A 20,991-nucleotide genomic window follows, 5' to 3' on the forward strand; every position below is an offset into this window, starting at 1 on the left:
CAGCAATATCAGACAATCTGTTCGTCGGCGGCGATCATGGCCAGGCCGTGGGCAACCGACAAAAACGGCTGGCCGATTTCAACCTTGTCTTTGCCAAAACCGTCTTCAAACAACCGGCGCACAGCAGGCACATAGGATGTGCCGCCAGTCATAAAGACCTTGGAAATATCTCCGGCTTTCAACCCTGCCTGATCCAGGCATTGTTTGGCTGATTTTTCGATGTCGGCAATATCGGGGCTGATCCAGCTTTCAAAATCGGCACGGGACAGTTTTTCATCAATTTCGACGCCGCCATGTTTGAACTGCAACAACGCGTGATCACTTGATGACAACTCAGCCTTTACTTTCGATACCGACTGATACAGGAAAAAACCCAGTTCATCTTCGATGATGGTTACCAGATCGGCAATGTCATCGGCACTTTCGGCGGTGCGAATGATCGCCTGAAGATCCGCCATGGTCCGCTGGTTGCGCATCATCGAAAGATAATGCCACCGGGCAAAGGCAGTGTAATATTGACGCGGGACAGGCAATTTGCCGCCCATTGCCCGATAACTGGAGCCAAAGCCCAGGCGCGGCCAAACCACATTCTGGATAATACGATAATCAAAACTGTCGCCCGCAATGCCAAGGCCGGTATGCGCCAGCGCCTTAACCCCGGCAATCCCCTTGCCCGGTTCAAACCGGATCACGGAAAAGTCGCTGGTACCGCCGCCAAAGTCGGCAACCAGTACCGTTTCCGGGCGGTCCAGCGTGCGTCCATAATAATAGGATGCCGCTAGCGGCTCATAGACCATGGCTTCGACTTCAAAACCGGCCTGCTCGTATGATGCACGCAGGCGGGCCTCGGCAAAGGCATTGTCCGGGCGGCTACCGGCAAAGGCCACCGGACGCCCCGAAATTACCCGTCGCCCCAAATGTCCCAACTGATTTTCGGCATGATAATGAATTTGGTTTAGAAATGTCGAAATCAGATCTTCAAGGGAAAATGCCGTGCCGAAAATATCGGTCCCCTCAAAATCCTTGGCCGCCAAATAGGATTTGATCGACTGAATAAGCCGGCAATCCTGACTTTCACGCTGATATTCAGCAATGGCAAACGGGCCCGAACAGCTACGCAAGTGCGGAACAGACCCCGCAACCTTGATATCCTGTTCCTGCCAAAGATAAAGGATGGTGCGATAGGTATCGAAATGGTTGTTGCCGACTTCAAAGCTGGCAGACTTAACATTTCCTGCTTCATCTGCCACGGCGAGAACAGAATTGGTGGTGCCAAAATCCAGTGCAATAATTTCGGACATACGCGCAACCTTTCCAAACTGCTTGAATTTCTGTCCCGACAAGGGGGCGAAGGATGTACCCCAGCCATCGACGCACCGCAACCAAAAACCGCAGCACCGTCAATTTACGGGGCTGCGGTGAACACAAAACAGCAGAATTAAGGGAAATGATAAGCCAACACAGGCAAAGTTACCAAGACAGCGGCAGAAAATTGCGCCCCGGCATTCACGTTCATCACGTTAAAACCATATCGCCCCTACAGAGAGCCCATCGCACAGACAGGTCCTGGTGAATTTTCACCTAGGCGCTTCGATGGCGTGAGGGAAATACCATAGCAGTGCCCTCGTTCTGGCTGGAATGAGAAGGCCTTGCCGCCGCAAAACCCTTACGAAGCAAACAGGGAACCGCCAACATCGTCAGCAACAAAATGACACCCGGCAAAGCCAGACGTTGCCATAACGCCTGAAAATCGGCACCGACATCGGCAAATGTCCAGGCGGCGGTACCTGCGAATGTCAGCACGTAAAACCAGAAGCCCATCATTGACATGCGGATCATGAAAAATCCGGCCAAAAACAATCCGGCCCCCGCAGCCGCATAAAAAACCGATCCGCCCAGCATGATCAGCCAGACACCACCGGCGAAAATTGGCATCCCTGCACACAGAATTACAACCGCCAGTGCCAAAACGGCCCAATAGGCAATACCGCGCGATCTGGCGGGAGTTGGTGCTGTATCTGTACCCATAATGTCAAATACCCGAATGCAAGATCGTAAATGAAAACACTAGGATCAAAACGCTGCCGCATCTGGAAAGGTTCCAAATATTATTTGGCGACGACGCACTATTTGCTGCAAATTTCAAAACACACCAAATCAGCATTCGGACAACAAAAAACGGGATGCTTAAGCACCCCGTTTTTCAGTCTGGTCATAAAACCGGAAAACTTACTTGTACCAAACCTTACGGCTGAAATCATGCACTGCACGGATATAACGAACCGTGCCGCTTTGGCTGCGCATCACGATTGATTCTGTTTCTGCGCCATGCGCGAAACGCCGAACACCGCGCAACATGGCACCATCGGTCACGCCAGTGGCAGCAAACATCACATTGCCACGGGCAAGGTCCGTCAGGGTGTATTTACGGTTCAGATCCTCGATACCCCATTTATGGGCACGGGCAACTTCATCATCGTTACGAAACACCAACCGGGCCTGAAACTGACCCCCGATGCACCGCAGCGCCGCCGCGGCCAACACACCTTCAGGGGCTCCACCGGTTCCCATATAAATATCGATGCCCGAAGTTTTTTGCGACGTTGCAATAACGCCCGCCACATCACCATCGTCAATCAACATGATACGCGCACCGGCTTCGCGGGTTTTGGCAATCAATTCTTCGTGGCGCGGGCGGTTCAAAATGCAGGCAACCAGATCCGAAACATCACAACCTTTGGCCAATGCCATGCTTTTAAGGTTTTCACCGGGGGTCGCATCAAGATCGATGGCATCATCAGGCAAACCACCACCAACGGCAATTTTCTGCATATAGGTGTCAGGCGCGTTCAAAAAACCGCCCTTTTCAGCCATCGCAACAACTGCCAGCGAGTTCGGCCCGCCGGTCGCACAAATGGTGGTCCCTTCAAGCGGGTCCAGTGCGATGTCAATTTCAGGGCCTTCGCCACTGCCGACTTCTTCGCCAATAAACAGCATCGGCGCTTCGTCACGCTCGCCTTCGCCGATAACCACAGTGCCACGAATGTCGAGGCTGTTAAGCGCGTTGCGCATCGCATCGACGGCGGCCTGGTCGGCGGCCTTCTCGTCGCCGCGCCCCATCAACCCGGAACATGCCAATGCGGCTGCTTCGGTGACGCGTACTGTTTCAAGCGCAAGATTTCGATCCATATCTTCCGTCCTTGTCTGTTGGTGCGGGGTCTGGGGGCCCCGTCTCATTCTTCCCGGTAGGCGAATTCTTTGGTTATCCCAAAGTTATAACGCCCCGCTGGTGTAAACCTGCGGGGCGCATATGTCTTTTTTTTGTTTTGTTACGAAGCGAAATTTTCAATGCGCATCAAAACCGGCGGCTGCGAATTACTTTCGAATGCCGTAATGGTTTCAAGGGCCTCCTGCATCGCACCCTCGCTGGTTTCATGGGTAATGAAAACCACCGGCACCACGCCGCCTTCGGTTTCCGCCCGGCCATGCTGGATCATGGAAGCAACAGACACCCCATGCTGCGACAATGCCGTCGTCACCTTTGCCATCACACCAGGGCGATCCCACACCATCAGGCGCAGGTAATAAGGCCCTGAATGTTTTTCGAGCGAGGCACGCACGTTCTTTTTCAAACGCTTTGCCGGCACGCCAAAAACAGGTGCCGTGCGGTTTGACGCAATATCAACAATATCGGCAACAACAGCCGATGCTGTTGGACGCTCGCCTGCCCCTTTGCCTTGTAAAATAACCGGACCGACAAAATCGCCTTCAATCGCAACCGCGTTAAACACCCCCTCAACCTTGGAGATCTGGGTGTTACGATCCACCATTACCGGGGCGACACGTTGCTCGATACCTTCGGCAGTTTGCTTGGCAATACCCAGCAATTTAATGCGATATCCCAGTTCTTCGGCATATTCGATATCAAGGGCCGAAACACTGCGGATGCCTTCAATAGAAACCGCGTCAAAGTCAACCTCGATACCAAAGGCCAGACTGGCGAGGATGGCCAGCTTGTGCGCGGCATCAATCCCGTCAACATCAAAGCTGGGGTCAGCCTCGGCATAGCCCAGTTTCTGGGCTTCAGACAGGACATCACCAAAATCGCGGCCCTGCTCACGCATGGTCGTCAGAATATAGTTGCACGTACCGTTCAAAATGCCGGTGACGCGGCTGGCAGCATTGCCTGCCAAACCTTCGCGCAGGGCCTTGATCACGGGGATGCCCCCGGCAACGGCGGCCTCATAGGCGATGGTTACATTATGATCTTCGGCGATCTGGGCCAGTTCGGCCCCCTTCAGGGCCAAAAGCGCCTTATTCGCGGTAACAACATGTTTGCCTGCCATCAGGGCATTTTTGCAAACTTCATAGGCGATACCATCGGACCCGCCAATAAGTTCCACAACGATATCAACATTGTCATCGGTTGCCAAAAGCCGGGCATCTTCGTACCAGGTCAGGCCTTCGGTCGAAAAACCGCGATCACGAGTTCGATCCCGTGACGATACAGCTGTCACAATAATCTGGCGACCACAACGGTCGGTCAGAAGGTCGCGATGTTCACTGAGCAGTTTTACCGTACCGGCACCGACCGTACCCAGGCCAGCCACACCGATTTTGACAACGTCTTCCACGATAACTCCTTATCATTGCGGTATATTTTACCCATTATCGCACAAAATCCGGGGCGCAACACAGGCGCCCCGGAACATGTCGACAGTGAGTTATCGAATATTAGACGGTTTTCTTCAACAGTTCCCGTGCAGAATTTGCATCCGGGCATTTTTGGAAGAACTGTTTGATATTGCGATTGGCCTGGCGAATACGATGTTTGTTTTCAACCAGCGCAATACGAACATGGCGATCACCATATTCCCCAAAGCCCAGGCCCGGTGCCACGGCAACCCCTGCTTCCTGCAATAACAGTTTGGAAAATTCCAGCGAACCCAGTTCAGCAAACTGATCAGGGATAGGCGCCCAGGCAAACATGGTGGCCGCTGGCGACGGAATATTCCAGCCAGCCGACTGCATGCCCTCGATAAAAATATCGCGCCGGTCCCGATAAAGAGTACGAAACTCGTCGATGCAATCCTGCGGGCCGTTCAAGGCTGCCGTTGCTGCGACCTGAATCGGGGTGAAGGCACCGTAATCCAGATAGGATTTAATCCGCGTCAGGGCATTGATCAGTTTTTTATTACCGGTGGCAAAGCCAATACGCCAGCCTGCCATCGAATAGGTTTTTGACAGCGAATAAAATTCCACCGCAATTTCCTTGGCCCGCGGAATTTGCAGAATCGAGGGCGGCGGGTTGCCATCAAAATAAATTTCCGAATAGGCAATGTCCGACAGAATATAGATTTCATGCTCGCAGCAGAAATCGACCACTTCTTTGTAGAAGTTCAAATCCACCGTCAGGGCAGTTGGGTTGGCCGGGAAATTCAGCACCACGGCACTGGGTTTGGGCACGGAATGTTTCACTGCACGATGGAGTTGTTCCATGAAACTTTCGGCGTTAAACGTGCCCTGATCATCATGCCCGATTGGAATATGGCGCAGAGCGGCGCCGGCAATGATAAAGCCAAACGCGTGGATCGGATAACTGGGATTGGGCACCAGAATGATGTCGCCAGGGCTGGTAATGGCGGCGGCCAGATTGGCGAGACCTTCCTTGGAGCCGATGGTAACAACGGTTTCGGTTTCCGGATCAATATCAACACCAAAGCGACGGCCATAATAGGCGGCCAATGCCTTGCGCAAACCGGGAATGCCCCGCGACATCGAATAGCCATGCGTGCGCGGATTTTGCACCGTCTCTACCAGCTTATCGACGATATGTTGCGGTGTGGCCGGGTCCGGGTTGCCCATGCCGAAATCGATAATATCCTCTCCCGCTCGCCGCGCCGCCGCCTTCATCGCATTTACTTCTGCGAAGACATAAGGAGGGAGACGTTTTACGCGGTGAAATTCAGAGGACATTATCCTGTATCCTTATCAAACTCGCCCAAACGCAATTTTCTGCGACAAAGGCGACCTCTTGGTGAAAAAAGTTGCGCGCCACCCGACTTTATCCTGGTGGCGCGCCGTACAATTCGAAGGATGTACCTTTTTTACGCTCAATAATCCATAAAGATTTCGACGCGCCGATTTCCAGCTTCACCTGCCGGAACCCCTTCAAAATAGCGGGGATCAGACGCACCTTCGGCCGAAACGTAAATGGCGTCAGGGTTAACACCTAGGGCCAGCAACTGGTTGATTACTGCCGACGAACGGCGCTCTGAAATCATGCGATTGGTTTTTTCGTGTTCCTCGATCGACATGTTCTCGGTTCGGGACGACGCATGACCTATGACCTTCAAGCTGGCCGTACCATGTTTTTTCCAGGCGATGGCAACCTTGCGCAATACGGCTACATCGGTTGAACTTAATTTTGCCGACCCGTAAGCAAACTGGATTTGTGCAACTTGCGTATTATTCTCGGCATCTGGCATCCGGGTTACGGCCTTTACCCCAAGGCGCGATGCCAGTAATTCGTCGGGGGTTTCGCCAATCGCTTCGTCGTTAACGGTCACGTCCCCAACCACCGGCGCGGGTGGCACTTTGTTTTCAAGCTGGCTTTCGTCCACCTTGACCGACCCGTTATCGGTATACATCGAATAATCAAAATCGCCGCTGGCATCCTTACTGGTACCAGAGGGCATCGGATCCTTGTCAAACTGCCCCTGTCCTTCGGCAAGACGGCGTTTATACTGCGTCATCACCGGATCATCATCAGGAGCGGCAGGTGCAGGTTTTACGGCTGCCGAAGGGCTACTGGCTTCTGGCACCGGTGGTTCGGCATCAAGCTTTTTCGGCTCAAGTTTCGGTGCAGCCGGAACAGGCGGCGCATCGTTTATTTCAGCTTTGCTTTGTGCCTGTGCTGCGGCTTCGGCCTGTGTGTTGGCAGATGGGGCCTTTGCTCCGGTATCCTCGGCTTTCAGGTCGGGTGCGTCGGGCAACTCGGCAGCCTTGGGCACTGGCAGCGGATTATTGGCCGCCTTGGCGTTCCATTCATCGACAATCCGCGATCCGCTTGACGACGGGTCGGCATCGGCTATCGGTGTTGTTTTCAAATCAGCCGGCTTTGGTTCGGGCATGGCTGCGGCAGGTTCGGGCATTTTTTCCGGTGCGGCAGGTTTCGGGGCGGGGGCTGTGCCTTGTGTCGGCGTGCTAGTTGTCGCAACCGGTGCCGGTGCGGCTGGCGTGGCATCAGTCGATGCAGCCCCCTGCGGCGCAATCGGATTAACGGCAACATGGTCCGCCCTTCCTGTCGTATTGGTGTATTTGGCATTGGCACGGTCCGCGGCCAGACCGGCGATCAGGGTGTCGCGTTCGCTATCGCCAGTCACAACCGGGCGACTTGGGGTGTCGCCGAGACGGGGATAATCATTTTCCTGACCGGGAATCGGCTGTTCGGATTTTTCCGGCCCCTCGTCCCCGGTAAATGCATCGCCAATACTTTTGCCCCATTCAACAGGGTTGATGGCATCAGGCACCGACGAACAGGCCCCCAACATCAAGACCACGGCCAGTGCCGACCCTGTGTGAAGAAGACCGCGCAAGCCCGGCTGTTTATGCCCAGCGCGCAATGTCGGTTTCGAGACAGCCATTGATATTCCTTGCTCCAAAATGAAGAAACGCGTGCATATGATCTGCGACAAACACGTCATCTTATATTTCTTGTATCATGCCCTCGTGGCACGTTAGGCTGCGAAAGTCTAAGGATATGATAAGCTTGGGATCAAGCAGTGTTTCAACTTACGTGCCGATTATGACGGGCGATATCATAAAGGAATGCGCCATGACCGATCAACAGGCCAGCGAAACCGAAAATTCACATCCCGATCCCGAAGAAATTTCCGCCACGATGGCCGAAATTGCGGAAAGGAGCCAGCGTCTTGTTGCTGATTTTTTGGCACGCCAGGCCGACGACCCTGAAATAGCTGATCCTGACCCGCTAAATATCGGATCGGCCTTCATGGAACTTTGCACCCATATGATGCAAAACCCGACCAAACTGGTCGAAGCGCAGATGCAGTTATGGCAGAATTACATGCAACTGTGGCAAAATACCACGCTGCGGATGCTGGGCCAAGACGCCGAACCGATTGTAACGCCACTTAAAGGTGATCGTCGTTTTCGTGACGAAGCCTGGCAGGACAATGAAGTTTTCGACTATATCAAACAGTCCTATCTTTTGTCGTCGCAATGGATTCAGGGCCTAGTACACGACGTTGACGGGCTGGATGACAAAACAGCACAAAAAGTCGATTTTTATACCCGTCAGTTCGTTGATGCCATTTCACCAACCAATTTTTTGATGACCAACCCCGAAGTTTTGCGCACCACGGTCGAATCGGGTGGTGAAAACCTGGTTAAGGGTTTGCAAAACCTGCTTGATGATCTGGAACGGGGAAAAGGCAAACTTCAGATCAAAATGACCGACCTTGATGCCTTTAAGGTGGGTGAAAATGTGGCAACCACGCCGGGTGCCGTTATTGGCAAAACCGATTTGATGGAATTGCTGCAATATACCCCGTCGACCGACAAGGTGGCCAAGCGGCCGTTAATGATTATTCCGCCATGGATCAACAAATATTACATTCTTGATCTGCGCCCGGAAAATTCCTTTATCAAGTGGGCGGTTGACCAGGGGCACACCGTTTTTGTCCTGTCCTGGGTTAACCCTGATAGTGAACTGGCCGAAAAATCGTTTTCCGATTACGCCAAGGAAGGGATTCTGGCCGCACTCGACATGATCAAGGAAGCCACGGGCGAAGACGATGTAAATGCCATAGGCTATTGTCTGGGCGGCACATTGCTGACATCGACACTGGCCTATATGGCCAAAACAGGCGATGACCGCATTAAATCGGCAACGTTCTTTACCACCCTGACCGATTTTGAAAAACCGGGTGAACTTTCGGTATTTGTTGATGAAGAACAAATCGAAAGCCTGGAACAACGCATGGAAAAAGACGGCTTCCTTGATGGCCGCGACATGGCGACATCGTTTAACATGTTGCGCGCCAATGACCTGATCTGGTCGTTCGTTGTGAACAACTACATGCTGGGCAAGGACCCGTTCCCGTTTGACCTGCTATACTGGAATTCGGATTCGACCCGGATGCCAAAAGCAATGCACAGTTTTTATCTGCGCAACATGTACCAGAAAAACCTTCTGCGCGAGCCAGGTGGCATCAGTATTCTGGGCGAACGGATCGACCTGCGTGACATTAAAATTCCGGCCTATTTTCTGTCTACCCGCGAAGACCATATTGCGCCGTGGAAAGCAACCTATGCCGGAACGCAACTGTTATCAGGGCAGGTGAAATTTGTTCTGTCTGCATCGGGACATATTGCCGGTGTGGTTAACCCGCCAGCAGCCAACAAATATTGCCACTGGACTTATAACCGCAACCCGGCCGACCCGGACCAGTGGCTGGAAAAAGCGACCCAGCATGAAGGGTCCTGGTGGACGGACTGGCAAAACTGGATCAGCCGCCGCAGTGGTGGCGAGGTTGACGCCCGTAAACCCGGCGATGGCGACCGCAAGGTTATTGGCCCGGCACCGGGTGAATATGTAAAAGTCCGGCCATAATCACCGGTCTTTTTCCATAGCCAACAGGCACAGCATAAAAAACGATCGGAATACATATTCCGGTCGTTTTTTGATTTTATCAAAGCAGTCAGAACCCTGTTTTAAATGCGGACGGATACAAGCATGAGCAACACAATCGGCTTTTTGGGAGCAGGACGCATGGCAAGTGCCATGATCACGTGCCTTTTATCCAAGGGATATAAAATTCGCGTCTGGAATCGCAGCCCGGAAAAGCTGGCCCCGCTGACTGACCAGGGTGCCATTGCCTGTGAAACCCCCGCAGATACCGTTGAAAGCTGCGAATTTGTAATATCATTCATGGCTGACGACATTGCATCGCGTCACGTATGGCTGGGTGATAATGGTGCCCTTGATGCCATCGCCCCTGGTACGATTGCAATTGAATGTTCAACCCTGTCACACGCGTTCGTACGCGAACTTGCCGATATTATGGATGCTCAAAATATTCCCTATATTGATGCACCGGTTACGGCTGTTCCTGAACAGGTCGCACGCGGTGAAACCGTTTTTCTTATTGGTGCCGATCTGGCCGTTCTTGAACGCGCACGCCCGGTACTGGAATCTGTTGCCAGCAAAATTATCCATTTTGGACCTGCGGGGTCAGGAACGGTCTATAAACTGATGAACAATCTGATTGGCGCGGTTCACATTGCCTGCGCAGCCGAACTTGTCGCTATTGCCCAAAAGGCAGGGCTGGATAGCGAACAGGTTGCCCAAACCTTTTTAAGCGGGGCGCTTGCCAGCGGCCCCGCATCCATGACCCTGCCCGGCATGATTTCGGGCAACCACAATGAAGGCATTCATTTCACCACCGCCTTAAGGGCCAAGGACGCCAGCTATGCCATGCAACTGGCACAGGAACTACAACAGGCTGTACCGGTTGGGAATGCGGCCTGTTCCGTGTTTGAGCATGCTACCGAGGCCGGCATGGGTGATCTGGCACAAAGTGCAATTATCGACATTCTGAAAAATTAAACGGACGAACCGGGCGGTAAATCCGCCCGGTTATATGGACCGGCATCACAGATAAACCCGCCATCAATTAATAATCCGGGTATCGCCCGAAAGCACTGCGTTCGCGCTGCAATGCTTTCGGGTTTTGATTTTAAACCGTGACAACCACTTTCCCGCGCAGGTTATTTGCGGTTCCGGCTTCAAGATACGCATGGGCTTCGCCGATACGCTCAAGCGGAAAGGTCGCACCGATAACCGGTTTGACAAGGCCGCGTTCCAGAAGATCGGTCAGGGCATCAAGTTTTCCCCGGTTCTGACGTGTGAACACGAAATGATAGGATGCATTACGACCCCAGGCCTCGATCAGGTTTTGCGGTTGTGCAATATCGACCAATGTAACAACCCTGCCCATCTGGGCCAAGACAAGCGGGCTTCTTGTCAGGGTGTCGCCGCCTATTGTGTCAAAGACCACGTCAACACCTGCACCGCTGGTTGCTTCATTAACCACCGCAACGTAATCCTGTGCGTTGTAATCTATGGCAAGATCAGCACCAAGCCCCTCAACAAAGGCATGATGTTTCTGTGCTGCCGTCGTGAAAACACGGGCTCCCATGGCTTTGGCAACCTGGATTGCTATGCTGCCGACACCGCCAGCACCACCATGTACCAATATCGTTTCCCCAACCCTAAGCTGCGCGCGCGTAACGAACGCCTCCCAGACAGTACCCCCCACAAGCGTCATACTCGCCGCTTCCTCGTGCGTAAGGTTCTTTGGCTTGCGGGCAATCAAATCCACATTGGCGACATGCTGTTCGGCATAGGAACCCTGAGCGCCAAAAATCAAAGGCGTATAGTAAACCTCATCACCGACAGCAAACTCCGTTACTTCCTCGCCAATTTCCTCGATCACCCCGGAAATATCGTGCCCTGTGATTGCAGGAAGCGAAACATATTCTGCATAATCCCCCCGCCTGATTTGATAATCGAGCGGATTAACAGCCGTCGCGTGAACCCGTACACGTACCTCGCGCGCACCGACAGACGGCACGACAACATCTTTAATTTCAAAGGCGTCGTAGCCCCCGAATTTGGTTAGAACTGCAGCTTTCATTAAACGTTCCATTCTCTTATCCTTCTATTTATCGCGATATATCGATATATTAAACCGGTCTCGTTCCAGACAGGAGCATCGGCCCGAGACTTGTTATCTTCGAGTTCAAACCTCACCCCACATTGTTTGGGGTAAGTTATTTCCACTTTAACCTGTCATTGGCCCGGGCATACCGGCACGCTCAAGCTTGCCTGAAATATTACCCCCTGCCCGCAGGTCACTGATTAATAATCGTAACCTGAGAGCCTCAACGGCAGACATTGGGAGTAAAGCCCCGGATATCATCACGGCGAAAATATTGGCCACAACAGCGGTTTTGCTCGAACACTACATGCCTTATTCCTCTATTTATCGAGATATTTCGATGTATTGAGCCAAATTTAAAAGCCAAAACAGCCAGCTAGAGCTGCTGTTTTACAGCCTCTGCGAACTGACTAATCCCGTCCTCATCGCGCTTGTAATAGGTCCATCGCCCTCGCCGGGTTACTTTTACCAGCCCTGCCCTCTGAAGAAGTTCCAGATAACTGGACGTAGTGGACTGTGAAAGACCAATGCCTTCCTGAATGCTGCTTACGCAAACACCATCCACCGCAATATCGCCTTCATCCTGCGGCGGAAAATGCGCAGCAGGGTTCTTAAGGCCGTTCAAAATGGCGACCCGGGTTGGATTGGCAAGAGCCTTGATGACGAGATGAATGTCCATGTCATCTACATATCGGAATATATAGATTTGTCAAGCAGGCAAACAACCAATTTTTAAAACAAATGCATCTTGCCCCTACAGAGACAGCAAAAAACAACGATCAGTTCTGACTTAGGGGCAAACAACACGGCACCTATCGCCAAGCCGCTACCACCTTGTGGAAGGCCGTGCCCAGGCAAAACACTCGGCCGGAACGACCATAGCAATATCGATAACAAACAAAACACCCGCCTGAACTTATTCCAGGCGGGTGCATCAATGTTTTCCAGTACCAAATCAGTTTTGCGCGCTCTTTTCGGCTTTTGCCTGCTTCGCGGCTTCTTCCTGCGCCTTTAATAACGGTTCATACCGCTTGTCAGTCAGGGTTTTCAGAAACGCCACCAGCGCATTTTCACGACGGGTATCAAGGGCGTCACCCTTTTCAAGTTCAGTCAGTGAAATCGTGTCGGGGACTTCGGGTGCAGCCCACGGCTTTTTGGTTTCATTGTCGATCTGGGCGGCTTTGGACCGGCTGTTATATTTATTGTAAAATCGCACCACCGTTTTCAAATCATGAAATACACCGTTATGCATATAAGGTGCTGTCACCGCGACATTACGCAAGGACGGAACCTTGTATTTCCCCTTAAAGGACGGGTCGGTAATGGCCGGGTTATCCAAAAGGCCGTTATCAACAAAATCGGGGTTACGACCATCAGCCTCGCGCTGGGCGCGGTTCTGGGGAACACCAATATTGTGATACTGATAATTGGTAAAGGTTTCGCCTTTTGCACCGGCGGCCTTTAACTGGTGGCACTCGTTACAATTTGTAAATTGCTGGGAAAAGAACAACACCCGGCCCAGTTCTTCGTTCGGGGTCATTTTATAATCGCCTTGCAGCCAGCGGTCATATTTGGAATCAAATGGCGCGAACTGGTCGGTCTTTTCAAAGGCCGCAATGGCCTGTGTCATTGCGGTAAACGCGGCGTCATCATCATCCCAGATATTTTGGTCAAACAGCACCTTGAATGCGTTTACATAATCCCGGTCTTCCTTCAGGCGCGAAACAACATCATGAGCGCCGCCCATGCCCATTTCAATCGGGTTTAACGGCGGGCCACCGGCCTGTGCGGCAAGGTCCTTGGCGCGGCCATCCCAAAACTGCCCCCCAACCGGGACGCCGTCTTTGGTAATATGAAAATCGGGCGCCAGGCGTGCATAGGCCGCCATTGGCGCATTCCGATCACCAAAAGATGCCCCGTCATCGCCCATCGAAAACGACCCGTTGGCAACCGTATCGCGCGGGTCGCGAAATGCCGTTTCCGGGTCGTGGCAACTGGCACAGGCCTGACTGCGGTTTTTCGACAAATTGGTATCGAAATAAAGCGCTTCGCCCAGTTCGGACAAGGTTTTAAACGGCACCGACCCACCCGCCAGATGGGCATCACTGTTCGCGGCCCCCTGATCGTGCGGAACAACCTTTGAAGTTTGCGATGTTTCAGCACTATCGGGCGCTGCATTTGCCGCCAGGACCGGCAAGGGCATCATCGCCAAAATAGACAAGGCCACACCGCAACCAATGGCACTGGTCTTTATAAATGGCCGTAAAGCCAACAAAGATGGCTGATTTTTCAAAGCAGGACGATGCATGGTGGGACTTTCAGGCGCTGTGTGACCGCAAATCATTCTGAATTGCTTTCTACAGTCCCTATCTGTGCCATTCCTTGACAAAGGTCAAGACTCAACCGTTAAAAACAGCAAGAAACCCAAGGCTAAGACCAAACCATCAGGCACAACACCGATACCATGGGACACAGCCTAAACAGTCACCGAACGGCGGCGACGGCGAAGTAACGGCATAAGCTGCACACTTATAATGGCCACCAAAATCAGCCCGCATCCGGCATATTCCATGGGCAACAGACGTTCACCCAAAAATATGGCCCCGGCAATGGCCGCAAAAACGGCTTCCGCACTCATGATAATCGCGGCATCGGCCGCTTCGGTGTAATTTTGTGCGACACATTGCAGGGTAAAGGCCACCCCTGCCGACATGATACCGGCATATAGAATTTCAAACCCGGCACCATAAATGGATTGCAGGCTGAAATCCTCGGTGAAGGCCCCCATAACCATGCCCAACACACCGGTAACAAAAAACTGAACCGCCGCGACACTAAGCGGCGCGCGGGTTCGCTGTGCCATAATGCCAACAAGAACCACCTGACTGGCCCAGAAAAAGGCACTGCCAATAACCCAAAAATCACCACTGCCTAACCCGGAAAGATCCCCACCACTAAGCATATAGGTACCGATTACGCACAGCACCCCGCCGGGCCAAACTGCCCAATGCGGCACAATACGAAATACCAGCAACGCCAGGATCGGCACCGTCGGCACGTAAAATGCGGTTAAAAATGCAGCATTGGTTACCGACGTATCCATAATGCCAATTTGTTGCAGGATGGATGCCAGAAACATGGCAATGCCGGTTGCCAGCAAGCCCAGCTTATCGCGGGTGGAAAAACGATAACCGGCCAAATGCAGGCGTGAAACTTCGCGCAAGGCAAAGGGCAACACGGCCACCGTGCCAAGCAAGAACCGCACACCGGTAAAATAGAACGGACCGATGCTATCCATACTGGTTTGTTGCACAACAAAGGTCGTGCCCCAGATCAGGGCCACAAACAGGATAACGCCATTGGCTTGCCAGCGTGTCATGGTTTTGGTCCATCCCTAACGCGATCTGACGTCGCGATTTTAAAATTGTATAATATATAAATCCTCTTAGCGCAGGGGTCGCCGCGCTTCAAGAAATCTGTTTCATACATAAAAATTGCGATACCCGCCCCGCAGAACAGATATCGCAATGATTTGGTATAATGATCACAAACCGGTGCGTCAGTCTTCCGTATCAGGCAGGGAAACAATCGCATCGCCCGACGCAATACCGACACGATATTCTTCCGCCAGCCCGGCATAACGATCGGCCGACACCTTAAAAAATTCGATTTCTTCCTGGGTAAGTTCGCGAACCTTGCGTGCAGGGACACCAGCCCATAATTCGCCCGCCGGAATGCGTTTACCCGGCGACAACAAGGCCCCGGCACCCAGCATGGCACCCTGTTCAATCACACAGCCATCCATTACAGTGGCCCCCATGCCGACAAAACTGCGGTCTTCCAGCGTGCAGGCATGAATGACCGCCGAATGACCAATGGTAACATCATCGCCGATATAGGTGCCGAACTTGCCCTTGGCGACATGTACCATGGTCAGATCCTGGATATTGGTGCGCGCCCCGATGCGAATTTCATGCACATCCCCGCGAATCACACATCCAAACCAGATGCCGGTTTCCGGGCCGATTTCGACATCGCCAATGATGGTCGCATTGGGGGCGATAAAGGCAGTATCAGCAATTTGTGGCACTGCATCGCGATATTTCAGGATTGTTGGCATAATATCTGTCGTCCCTGTCTCTTTACGGGAATGGTTTGGCGCAGCTTACCGCCTTCACAACGCCAAGGGAACATGCAGCATTGCCAAACCGGCCCGGCAAATTTTAACGGCTCGGCCTGGCAAACCGCTTGGCCCCAAAAACACAGGCAATCACCGCGATCGTGACCATTACCATTGCCGGGTCTACGGTTTCCGATAAAATAACAGCAGCCAGCACCATGCCAAAAAACGGCTGCAACAATTGCAGTTGGCCAACCGCCCCGATACCACCCAGCGCCAACCCGCGATACCACAACAAAAATCCAACAAGGCTGCTAAAAACCGCGACATAGCCCAGCGACCACCACGACGCCCCGTCAATGCCGTGCAAATCAGCGGGAAAGGTAAAAAACAACAAAACCAGCATCAGGGGCAACGCAAATACCAGCGCCCAGCAAATCACCTGCCAGCCACCAATTTTACGCGACAAGGTTGCCCCTTCGGCATAACCCAGACCGCACACAACAATAGCGGCCAGCATTAACAGGTCGCCCCGGATCGCCCCTTGCACCCCGTTACGCAAGGCATAACCACAAATAAGCGCACTGCCCAGAATACTAAACAGCCAGAACACCGGGTTTAGACGTTCGCCGCCGCGCAGCACCCCGAATATGGCTGTTGATAACGGTAACAGGCCAATAAACACCAGCGAATGAGCCGATGTAATAAATTGCAACGCCAGTGCCGTTAACAGGGGAAAGCCGACAACAGTACCCAGCGAAACAATTAGCAATGACATATAATCGCGCCGTGATGGCAGCGATTGCCGTGTAACCAGCAACAGACAAAGTGCCACCCCTGCCGCCAAGACGGCCCGGGCCACGGTTAAAAACACCGGATCAAAACCGGTCATCGCCAGACGGGTGGCAGGCAAGGAACCACTAAAAATCAACATTCCCAAAAATCCGAATATCCAGCCCTGCGTTATGCGGCTCATCGCGAAATCCTCCTGTCTGTAAACAGGAACAGCAATCGCTTGCCCAACGCATTTGCACCAGACATAATACCAATACAATTTAACCAAACTGTATTGGTATTATTGGAAGTACAGATGACGATATCATCGCCCGTTGAAGACCATAACAGCACGCTTGTGGCTCAGGTTATGGCGCATATTAATGCCCGTATCGCGCAACGCAGCCTGATGCCTGGCGCGCGCCTGCCATCAATTCGGCAATGTGCGGATAAAATGGGTGTTTCCAAATCTACCGTGGTCGATGCCTATGACCGATTGGTCGCCGACGGTAAAATCACATCCCGGCGGGGTTCCGGCTTTTTTGTCGCAGGCCATTTACCCCCCTTGTCGATTGCGCAACTGGCCCCCAAACTGGACCGGGCGATTGACCCGTTCTGGGTATCGCGCCAATCACTTAGCACCGATGATAGCGTGTTAAAGCCTGGCTGTGGCTGGTTACCGCCAGACTGGATGCCACAGGATGCATTGCGCCGCGCCCTGCGTCAGATGGCCCGGGGCGAGCCTGGCAGCCTTACCGATTACGGGACCCCGCTAGGTTTACTGCCCCTGCGACAATTACTGGGGCGACGCATGGGAGATTACGGCATCCCCGCCCGACCGGATCAGATCATGCTAACGGAATCGGGCACACAGGCAATTGACCTGCTGTGCCGCATGTTGATTGAGCCAGGTGATACGGTTTTGGTAGATGACCCGTGTTATTTCAATTTCCAGGCATTGCTCCATGCCCATCGTGCAACAATTACAAGTGTCCCTTATCAAGCCGACGGCCCGGCAATGGATACATTCGAAAAAACCATCACCCATCATCAACCCCGGCTGTATGTCACCAATTCGGGCCTGCATAATCCAACCGGAGCCAGCCTGTCGCCGGCCAAGGCACACAGAATTTTAAAGCTGTGTGAAAAACACGGCGTCACCATTATTGAAGATGATATTTTCGCCGATTTTGAAACAACCGCCGCCCCGCGCCTAGCTGCGTTTGACGGACTGGAAAATGTTGTCCATATCGGCAGTTTTTCCAAGACCCTTTCGGCGTCGGTGCGCTGTGGCTATATCGCCACCCGGGGCAACTGGATCGACAAGCTGGTGGATTTGAAAATCGCCACCAGTTTTGGTGGCGGCAATCTGTCATCTGAAATTGTGCTGGCAGTTTTACGTGATGGTTCTTATCGCAAACATATGGAACAGGTGCGCCAAAAACTGGCACGCGCCATGACCGACGTTACCGCAAAATTTGGCCAATTGGGCATTACCCCGCTAACCCCGCCCACAGCGGGCATGTTTTTATGGGCGCGCCTGCCAAATGATATGGATGCAACCGCACTTGCCCATGCCGCCTTGCGCGAAAACATCATTCTGGCACCGGGTAATGTTTTCAGCCTGTCAAAAACAGCGGGCAATTTAATGCGGTTTAACGTTACCCAGTCGCAAGACCCACGGTTACTGGACTTCTTAAAAACCGGGATTTCAGAACAAAAACAAAACACAACATGTTGAAAAATAAAAAGACGCATTACCTGTTATGGGTAACGCGTCTTTGATTTGTCAGATTAGAAAGTACCGATCAGGGAAATAACGGCTCGATCTCAAGCCCCATGGTTTCGGGCAGGCCCATCATCACATTCATATTCTGCACCGCCTGACCAGACGCCCCCTTCACCAGATTGTCCTCAACCGCGACAATAATCACACGGCCTGGCACCCGGTCCCTGACGACACCAATCAACACATAGTTTGATCCGCGCACATGACGGGTTTGCGGTGTTGCACCAAAGGGCAAAACCCGCACAAACGGTTCATCCTCGTAACGTTTGGCAAGCACTTCGTGAATTTGCTCCGGCGTCACACCGTCAGCCATCTTCACATAGATGCTTTCCAGAATGCCCCGGCTCATCGGCATCAGGTGCGGGGAAAAGTTAATCACCACATCCTCGCCCGATGCCCATGCCAACCCCTGTTCAATTTCAGGTGCGTGGCGATGCCCGCCGGTACCATAGGCATGAATGCCTTCGGTCACCTCGGCATATAGCAGCCCTTCCTTGGGCGAACGGCCTGCACCGGTGGCACCGGATTTGGCATCAACGATCATGTCCTGCGCCAATACCAGTTTCTGTTCCAAAAGCGGCGTCAGGCTAAGCTGTACCGGGGTTGGATAACAGCCCGGGTTTGCAACAATCCGTGCCTTGGCAACTTTTTCGCGGTGCAGCTCGGTCAGGCCATAAACCACTTCTTTTTGCAATTCCTGGGCGGCATGTTCGGCCCCGTACCATTCCTTGTAGGTCGCGGCATCGAACAAACGAAAATCGGCCGACAGATCGACAACCTTGATATGGCATGGCAACCCGGCAATCACTTCCTGTGTCGTGCCATGCGGCAAGGCACAAAAAATGAAATCGACACTGTCCCAGTCTGCTTCGTCAATTCGGATCATAGTGGGCAGATTCAAATGGGCAAGATGGGGAAATACCTCGCCAAACGGACGCCCGGCGCGTCGGTCGGCGGTCAACAATACAATTTCGGCAGCGTCATGGTGCGCAAGAATGCGAACCAGTTCCGCGCCGGTGTATCCGCTGGCACCGAGAATTCCGACTTTAACCTTGACGTCGTTCATTTCAAATCTTGCTCCTTACAGCATATATTCGCGTTTGATTACGGGCGGATGTTGGCAAACATACCCCCATGATGCAAGACATTCCGCTCCGCGATCACACAGCCTCGCCATGCAACGGCTGCATATACGCAGAACCACGTGCAGATGGCATAAAAATATCATGGATTACGAGGCTTGCGCGCAATTGCGGGACAGGCGCTTTTCTCGGCCGGGCGGGCGGTAGCGAATCTTTTTATGGCTTCATAGCCGGTAACCGGCATTACCGGATAGGCCGGAACATAACGGTCATCTGAAAGCCCAAACGAACTGGCCCGCAACCCGGAACGCTTTTGCCAGATACGACGATGAGCATCGGACAGATCCACCTTGGGATCATCAATCAGAAAGATCGCATCGCGGGCCAGCCGATCGTTATATTTATGGGGAGATGGCAACCACGCGGCCAACTGACGGCGCATTTGCCCAGGCGATGGCACAATGCGGGTGCGAGAAACAAAATACTGCATTTTTTCGATCAGCGGGGCCAGGTTCCCTGGCGGGGCCCCGCCATGCGTGGCCCGGTCAATAAAAAAGGCCACATCAATTTCAGTCGGGTCGCGATGAATAACCGGCTTTAACGCCTTGTAAATCCTAAAAAACCGCTGCACCTTGCCGCCATCGGCATTGGCGGCTTCATACACCATGCTGTAGGCTTCCTGCACTTCGGGCAAGGCACCATAACGGGCAAACCGTTTTTTTAAATCGTTTCGCCGATGAGCATTGGCCCATGCGGCACACAATATGGTTTCCACACTGTCGTCATCGCCCAGCACCACCCGGCGCATGGTGTCGGCCTCTGGCCCAAATACGGTTTGCAATAATCCGGGATGAGCCTTTTCTGCCAGCACAATAATTTGCTGAATTTCAGCCCCATGCCCGGCCGTCGCCCCGCGCGGCCCCCATGTCAGATAGGATGCCTTGTCATTGGAATAACAGTTGCGGTCACCCTCGATAAATCTTTTACCGGTGGCTGGGTTACGTGACTGGCAAAAATTGAACTCCACCCGGTCAAAATCGGTTCCTTCCAACGCAAAGGTCAACTGATTTGCCCGCTCGATGGCATCGGGATATGGCATTATTTCGGGCATGATGGATTGCCACAGGCCAATGGTAACAGCCCCCTGATCCGCCGGGTCTTTTACCTTGTCCCTTCCCATTGGGCTGCACGGCAGGTAATCCTTCACAGCCTTTCGGGTGTTTTCTCCGATGGCACCGTCAGGTGCGCCATATTGCGAGGGTGATGTATGCTGGCATTTGGCGGCGGCAGCAAATAACCGTTCCTGAAACACCGAAACTATACTGAACTTTCCGACAGCAAGCGGGCGTTGATCATATTCATATAACACCTGATGCGGGTTGGCCGCGGCCTGCGCCCAGCCCCCCAACGGCATCATCATGCCTGCCATACACACCAGCATACATATAAATCGCTGCATCGTGCCGTGCCGCACCCAAT

At 52.9% G+C, this 20,991-nt stretch carries 17 protein-coding genes; 3 read left to right on the forward strand and 14 right to left on the reverse strand.

The window, feature by feature from the left end; all coding sequences use genetic code 11:
- Positions 1-8: 8 nt before the first annotated feature.
- From J4E05_RS03235 to J4E05_RS03260, 6 genes are all read right to left on the reverse strand, one after another.
- Positions 9-1,301, reverse strand: a complete 1,293-nt coding sequence (locus J4E05_RS03235) for an Hsp70 family protein (protein ID WP_349592359.1) — start codon at positions 1,299-1,301, stop codon at positions 9-11.
- 280 nt (positions 1,302-1,581) lie between these two features.
- A complete protein-coding gene (locus tag J4E05_RS03240) occupies positions 1,582-2,028 on the reverse strand; it encodes a hypothetical protein (RefSeq protein WP_349592361.1) in 447 nt (148 codons plus the stop codon).
- A 201-nt stretch (positions 2,029-2,229) separates the two neighbouring features.
- Positions 2,230-3,189, reverse strand: a complete 960-nt coding sequence (glpX, locus tag J4E05_RS03245; RefSeq protein ID WP_349592363.1) for a class II fructose-bisphosphatase — start codon at positions 3,187-3,189, stop codon at positions 2,230-2,232.
- A gap of 140 nt (positions 3,190-3,329) precedes the next feature.
- Positions 3,330-4,634: a homoserine dehydrogenase gene (locus J4E05_RS03250; protein ID WP_085592618.1), complete on the reverse strand. Its 1,305-nt coding sequence runs from the start codon at positions 4,632-4,634 to the stop codon at positions 3,330-3,332.
- Between the two features lie 100 nt (positions 4,635-4,734).
- Positions 4,735-5,976: an LL-diaminopimelate aminotransferase gene (locus tag J4E05_RS03255; RefSeq protein WP_349592365.1), complete on the reverse strand. Its 1,242-nt coding sequence runs from the start codon at positions 5,974-5,976 to the stop codon at positions 4,735-4,737.
- A gap of 137 nt (positions 5,977-6,113) precedes the next feature.
- Positions 6,114-7,646, reverse strand: coding sequence for an OmpA family protein (locus J4E05_RS03260; protein ID WP_349592367.1), 1,533 nt, complete (start codon positions 7,644-7,646; stop codon positions 6,114-6,116).
- Between the two features lie 191 nt (positions 7,647-7,837).
- On the opposite strand from J4E05_RS03260, the gene J4E05_RS03265 reads away from it, so the two are divergent.
- Positions 7,838-9,637, forward strand: a complete 1,800-nt coding sequence (locus J4E05_RS03265; RefSeq protein WP_085592623.1) for a PHA/PHB synthase family protein — start codon at positions 7,838-7,840, stop codon at positions 9,635-9,637.
- Between the two features lie 123 nt (positions 9,638-9,760).
- The gene (locus J4E05_RS03270) at positions 9,761-10,633 is read left to right on the forward strand and encodes an NAD(P)-dependent oxidoreductase (RefSeq protein ID WP_085592625.1); all 873 of its coding nucleotides are present in this window, start codon (positions 9,761-9,763) and stop codon (positions 10,631-10,633) included.
- A gap of 130 nt (positions 10,634-10,763) precedes the next feature.
- Here J4E05_RS03270 and J4E05_RS03275 read toward each other — a convergent pair whose 3' ends face one another.
- The 6 genes from J4E05_RS03275 to J4E05_RS03300 form a co-directional block, all read right to left on the reverse strand.
- Complete coding sequence (locus J4E05_RS03275) at positions 10,764-11,735, reverse strand: zinc-dependent alcohol dehydrogenase family protein (RefSeq protein ID WP_349592369.1); 972 nt, start codon at positions 11,733-11,735, stop codon at positions 10,764-10,766.
- A gap of 388 nt (positions 11,736-12,123) precedes the next feature.
- Positions 12,124-12,426, reverse strand: a complete 303-nt coding sequence (locus J4E05_RS03280; protein WP_349592371.1) for an ArsR/SmtB family transcription factor — start codon at positions 12,424-12,426, stop codon at positions 12,124-12,126.
- Positions 12,427-12,702: 276 nt separating this feature from the next.
- Entirely contained in the window at positions 12,703-13,974 is a 1,272-nt protein-coding gene (locus tag J4E05_RS03285; RefSeq protein ID WP_503012321.1) for a cytochrome-c peroxidase, read from the reverse strand.
- A 249-nt stretch (positions 13,975-14,223) separates the two neighbouring features.
- Positions 14,224-15,126: a DMT family transporter gene (locus J4E05_RS03290; protein WP_349592374.1), complete on the reverse strand. Its 903-nt coding sequence runs from the start codon at positions 15,124-15,126 to the stop codon at positions 14,224-14,226.
- 180 nt (positions 15,127-15,306) lie between these two features.
- Positions 15,307-15,867, reverse strand: coding sequence for a gamma carbonic anhydrase family protein (locus tag J4E05_RS03295; protein ID WP_349592376.1), 561 nt, complete (start codon positions 15,865-15,867; stop codon positions 15,307-15,309).
- A 103-nt stretch (positions 15,868-15,970) separates the two neighbouring features.
- Entirely contained in the window at positions 15,971-16,843 is an 873-nt protein-coding gene (locus J4E05_RS03300) for a DMT family transporter (RefSeq protein WP_349592378.1), read from the reverse strand.
- Positions 16,844-16,957: 114 nt separating this feature from the next.
- Here J4E05_RS03300 and J4E05_RS03305 point away from each other — a divergent pair, with 114 nt between their 5' ends.
- A complete protein-coding gene (locus J4E05_RS03305; RefSeq protein ID WP_349592380.1) occupies positions 16,958-18,382 on the forward strand; it encodes an aminotransferase-like domain-containing protein in 1,425 nt (474 codons plus the stop codon).
- 67 nt (positions 18,383-18,449) lie between these two features.
- Here J4E05_RS03305 and argC read toward each other — a convergent pair whose 3' ends face one another.
- Together argC and J4E05_RS03315 are read right to left on the reverse strand one after the other, a co-directional pair.
- Positions 18,450-19,496 carry an N-acetyl-gamma-glutamyl-phosphate reductase gene (gene argC / locus J4E05_RS03310; protein ID WP_349592382.1) on the reverse strand — a complete coding sequence of 349 codons (1,047 nt, stop codon included), beginning with the start codon at positions 19,494-19,496 and terminating at the stop codon, positions 18,450-18,452.
- A gap of 158 nt (positions 19,497-19,654) precedes the next feature.
- Positions 19,655-20,971 carry a hypothetical protein gene (locus J4E05_RS03315; RefSeq protein ID WP_349592384.1) on the reverse strand — a complete coding sequence of 439 codons (1,317 nt, stop codon included), beginning with the start codon at positions 20,969-20,971 and terminating at the stop codon, positions 19,655-19,657.
- Positions 20,972-20,991: the final 20 nt, after the last annotated feature.

It is taken from the genome of Thalassospira sp. NFXS8 (genome assembly GCF_040148805.1).
Classification (GTDB): domain Bacteria; phylum Pseudomonadota; class Alphaproteobacteria; order Rhodospirillales; family Thalassospiraceae; genus Thalassospira.

Excerpts from the sequence above, each read along its gene's own strand:
- J4E05_RS03235 (WP_349592359.1), bottom strand. The coding sequence starts at position 1,301 with ATGTCCGAAATTATTGCACTGGATTTTGGCACCACCAATTCTGTTCTC.
- J4E05_RS03240 (WP_349592361.1), bottom strand. The coding sequence starts at position 2,028 with ATGGGTACAGATACAGCACCAACTCCCGCCAGATCGCGCGGTATTGCC.
- glpX (WP_349592363.1), bottom strand. The coding sequence starts at position 3,189 with ATGGATCGAAATCTTGCGCTTGAAACAGTACGCGTCACCGAAGCAGCC.
- J4E05_RS03255 (WP_349592365.1), bottom strand. The coding sequence starts at position 5,976 with ATGTCCTCTGAATTTCACCGCGTAAAACGTCTCCCTCCTTATGTCTTC.
- J4E05_RS03260 (WP_349592367.1), bottom strand. The coding sequence starts at position 7,646 with ATGGCTGTCTCGAAACCGACATTGCGCGCTGGGCATAAACAGCCGGGC.
- J4E05_RS03265 (WP_085592623.1), top strand. The coding sequence starts at position 7,838 with ATGACCGATCAACAGGCCAGCGAAACCGAAAATTCACATCCCGATCCC.
- J4E05_RS03270 (WP_085592625.1), top strand. The coding sequence starts at position 9,761 with ATGAGCAACACAATCGGCTTTTTGGGAGCAGGACGCATGGCAAGTGCC.
- J4E05_RS03275 (WP_349592369.1), bottom strand. The coding sequence starts at position 11,735 with ATGGAACGTTTAATGAAAGCTGCAGTTCTAACCAAATTCGGGGGCTAC.
- J4E05_RS03280 (WP_349592371.1), bottom strand. The coding sequence starts at position 12,426 with ATGGACATTCATCTCGTCATCAAGGCTCTTGCCAATCCAACCCGGGTC.
- J4E05_RS03290 (WP_349592374.1), bottom strand. The coding sequence starts at position 15,126 with ATGACACGCTGGCAAGCCAATGGCGTTATCCTGTTTGTGGCCCTGATC.
- J4E05_RS03295 (WP_349592376.1), bottom strand. The coding sequence starts at position 15,867 with ATGCCAACAATCCTGAAATATCGCGATGCAGTGCCACAAATTGCTGAT.
- J4E05_RS03300 (WP_349592378.1), bottom strand. The coding sequence starts at position 16,843 with ATGAGCCGCATAACGCAGGGCTGGATATTCGGATTTTTGGGAATGTTG.
- J4E05_RS03305 (WP_349592380.1), top strand. The coding sequence starts at position 16,958 with ATGACGATATCATCGCCCGTTGAAGACCATAACAGCACGCTTGTGGCT.
- argC (WP_349592382.1), bottom strand. The coding sequence starts at position 19,496 with ATGAACGACGTCAAGGTTAAAGTCGGAATTCTCGGTGCCAGCGGATAC.
- J4E05_RS03315 (WP_349592384.1), bottom strand. The coding sequence starts at position 20,971 with ATGCAGCGATTTATATGTATGCTGGTGTGTATGGCAGGCATGATGATG.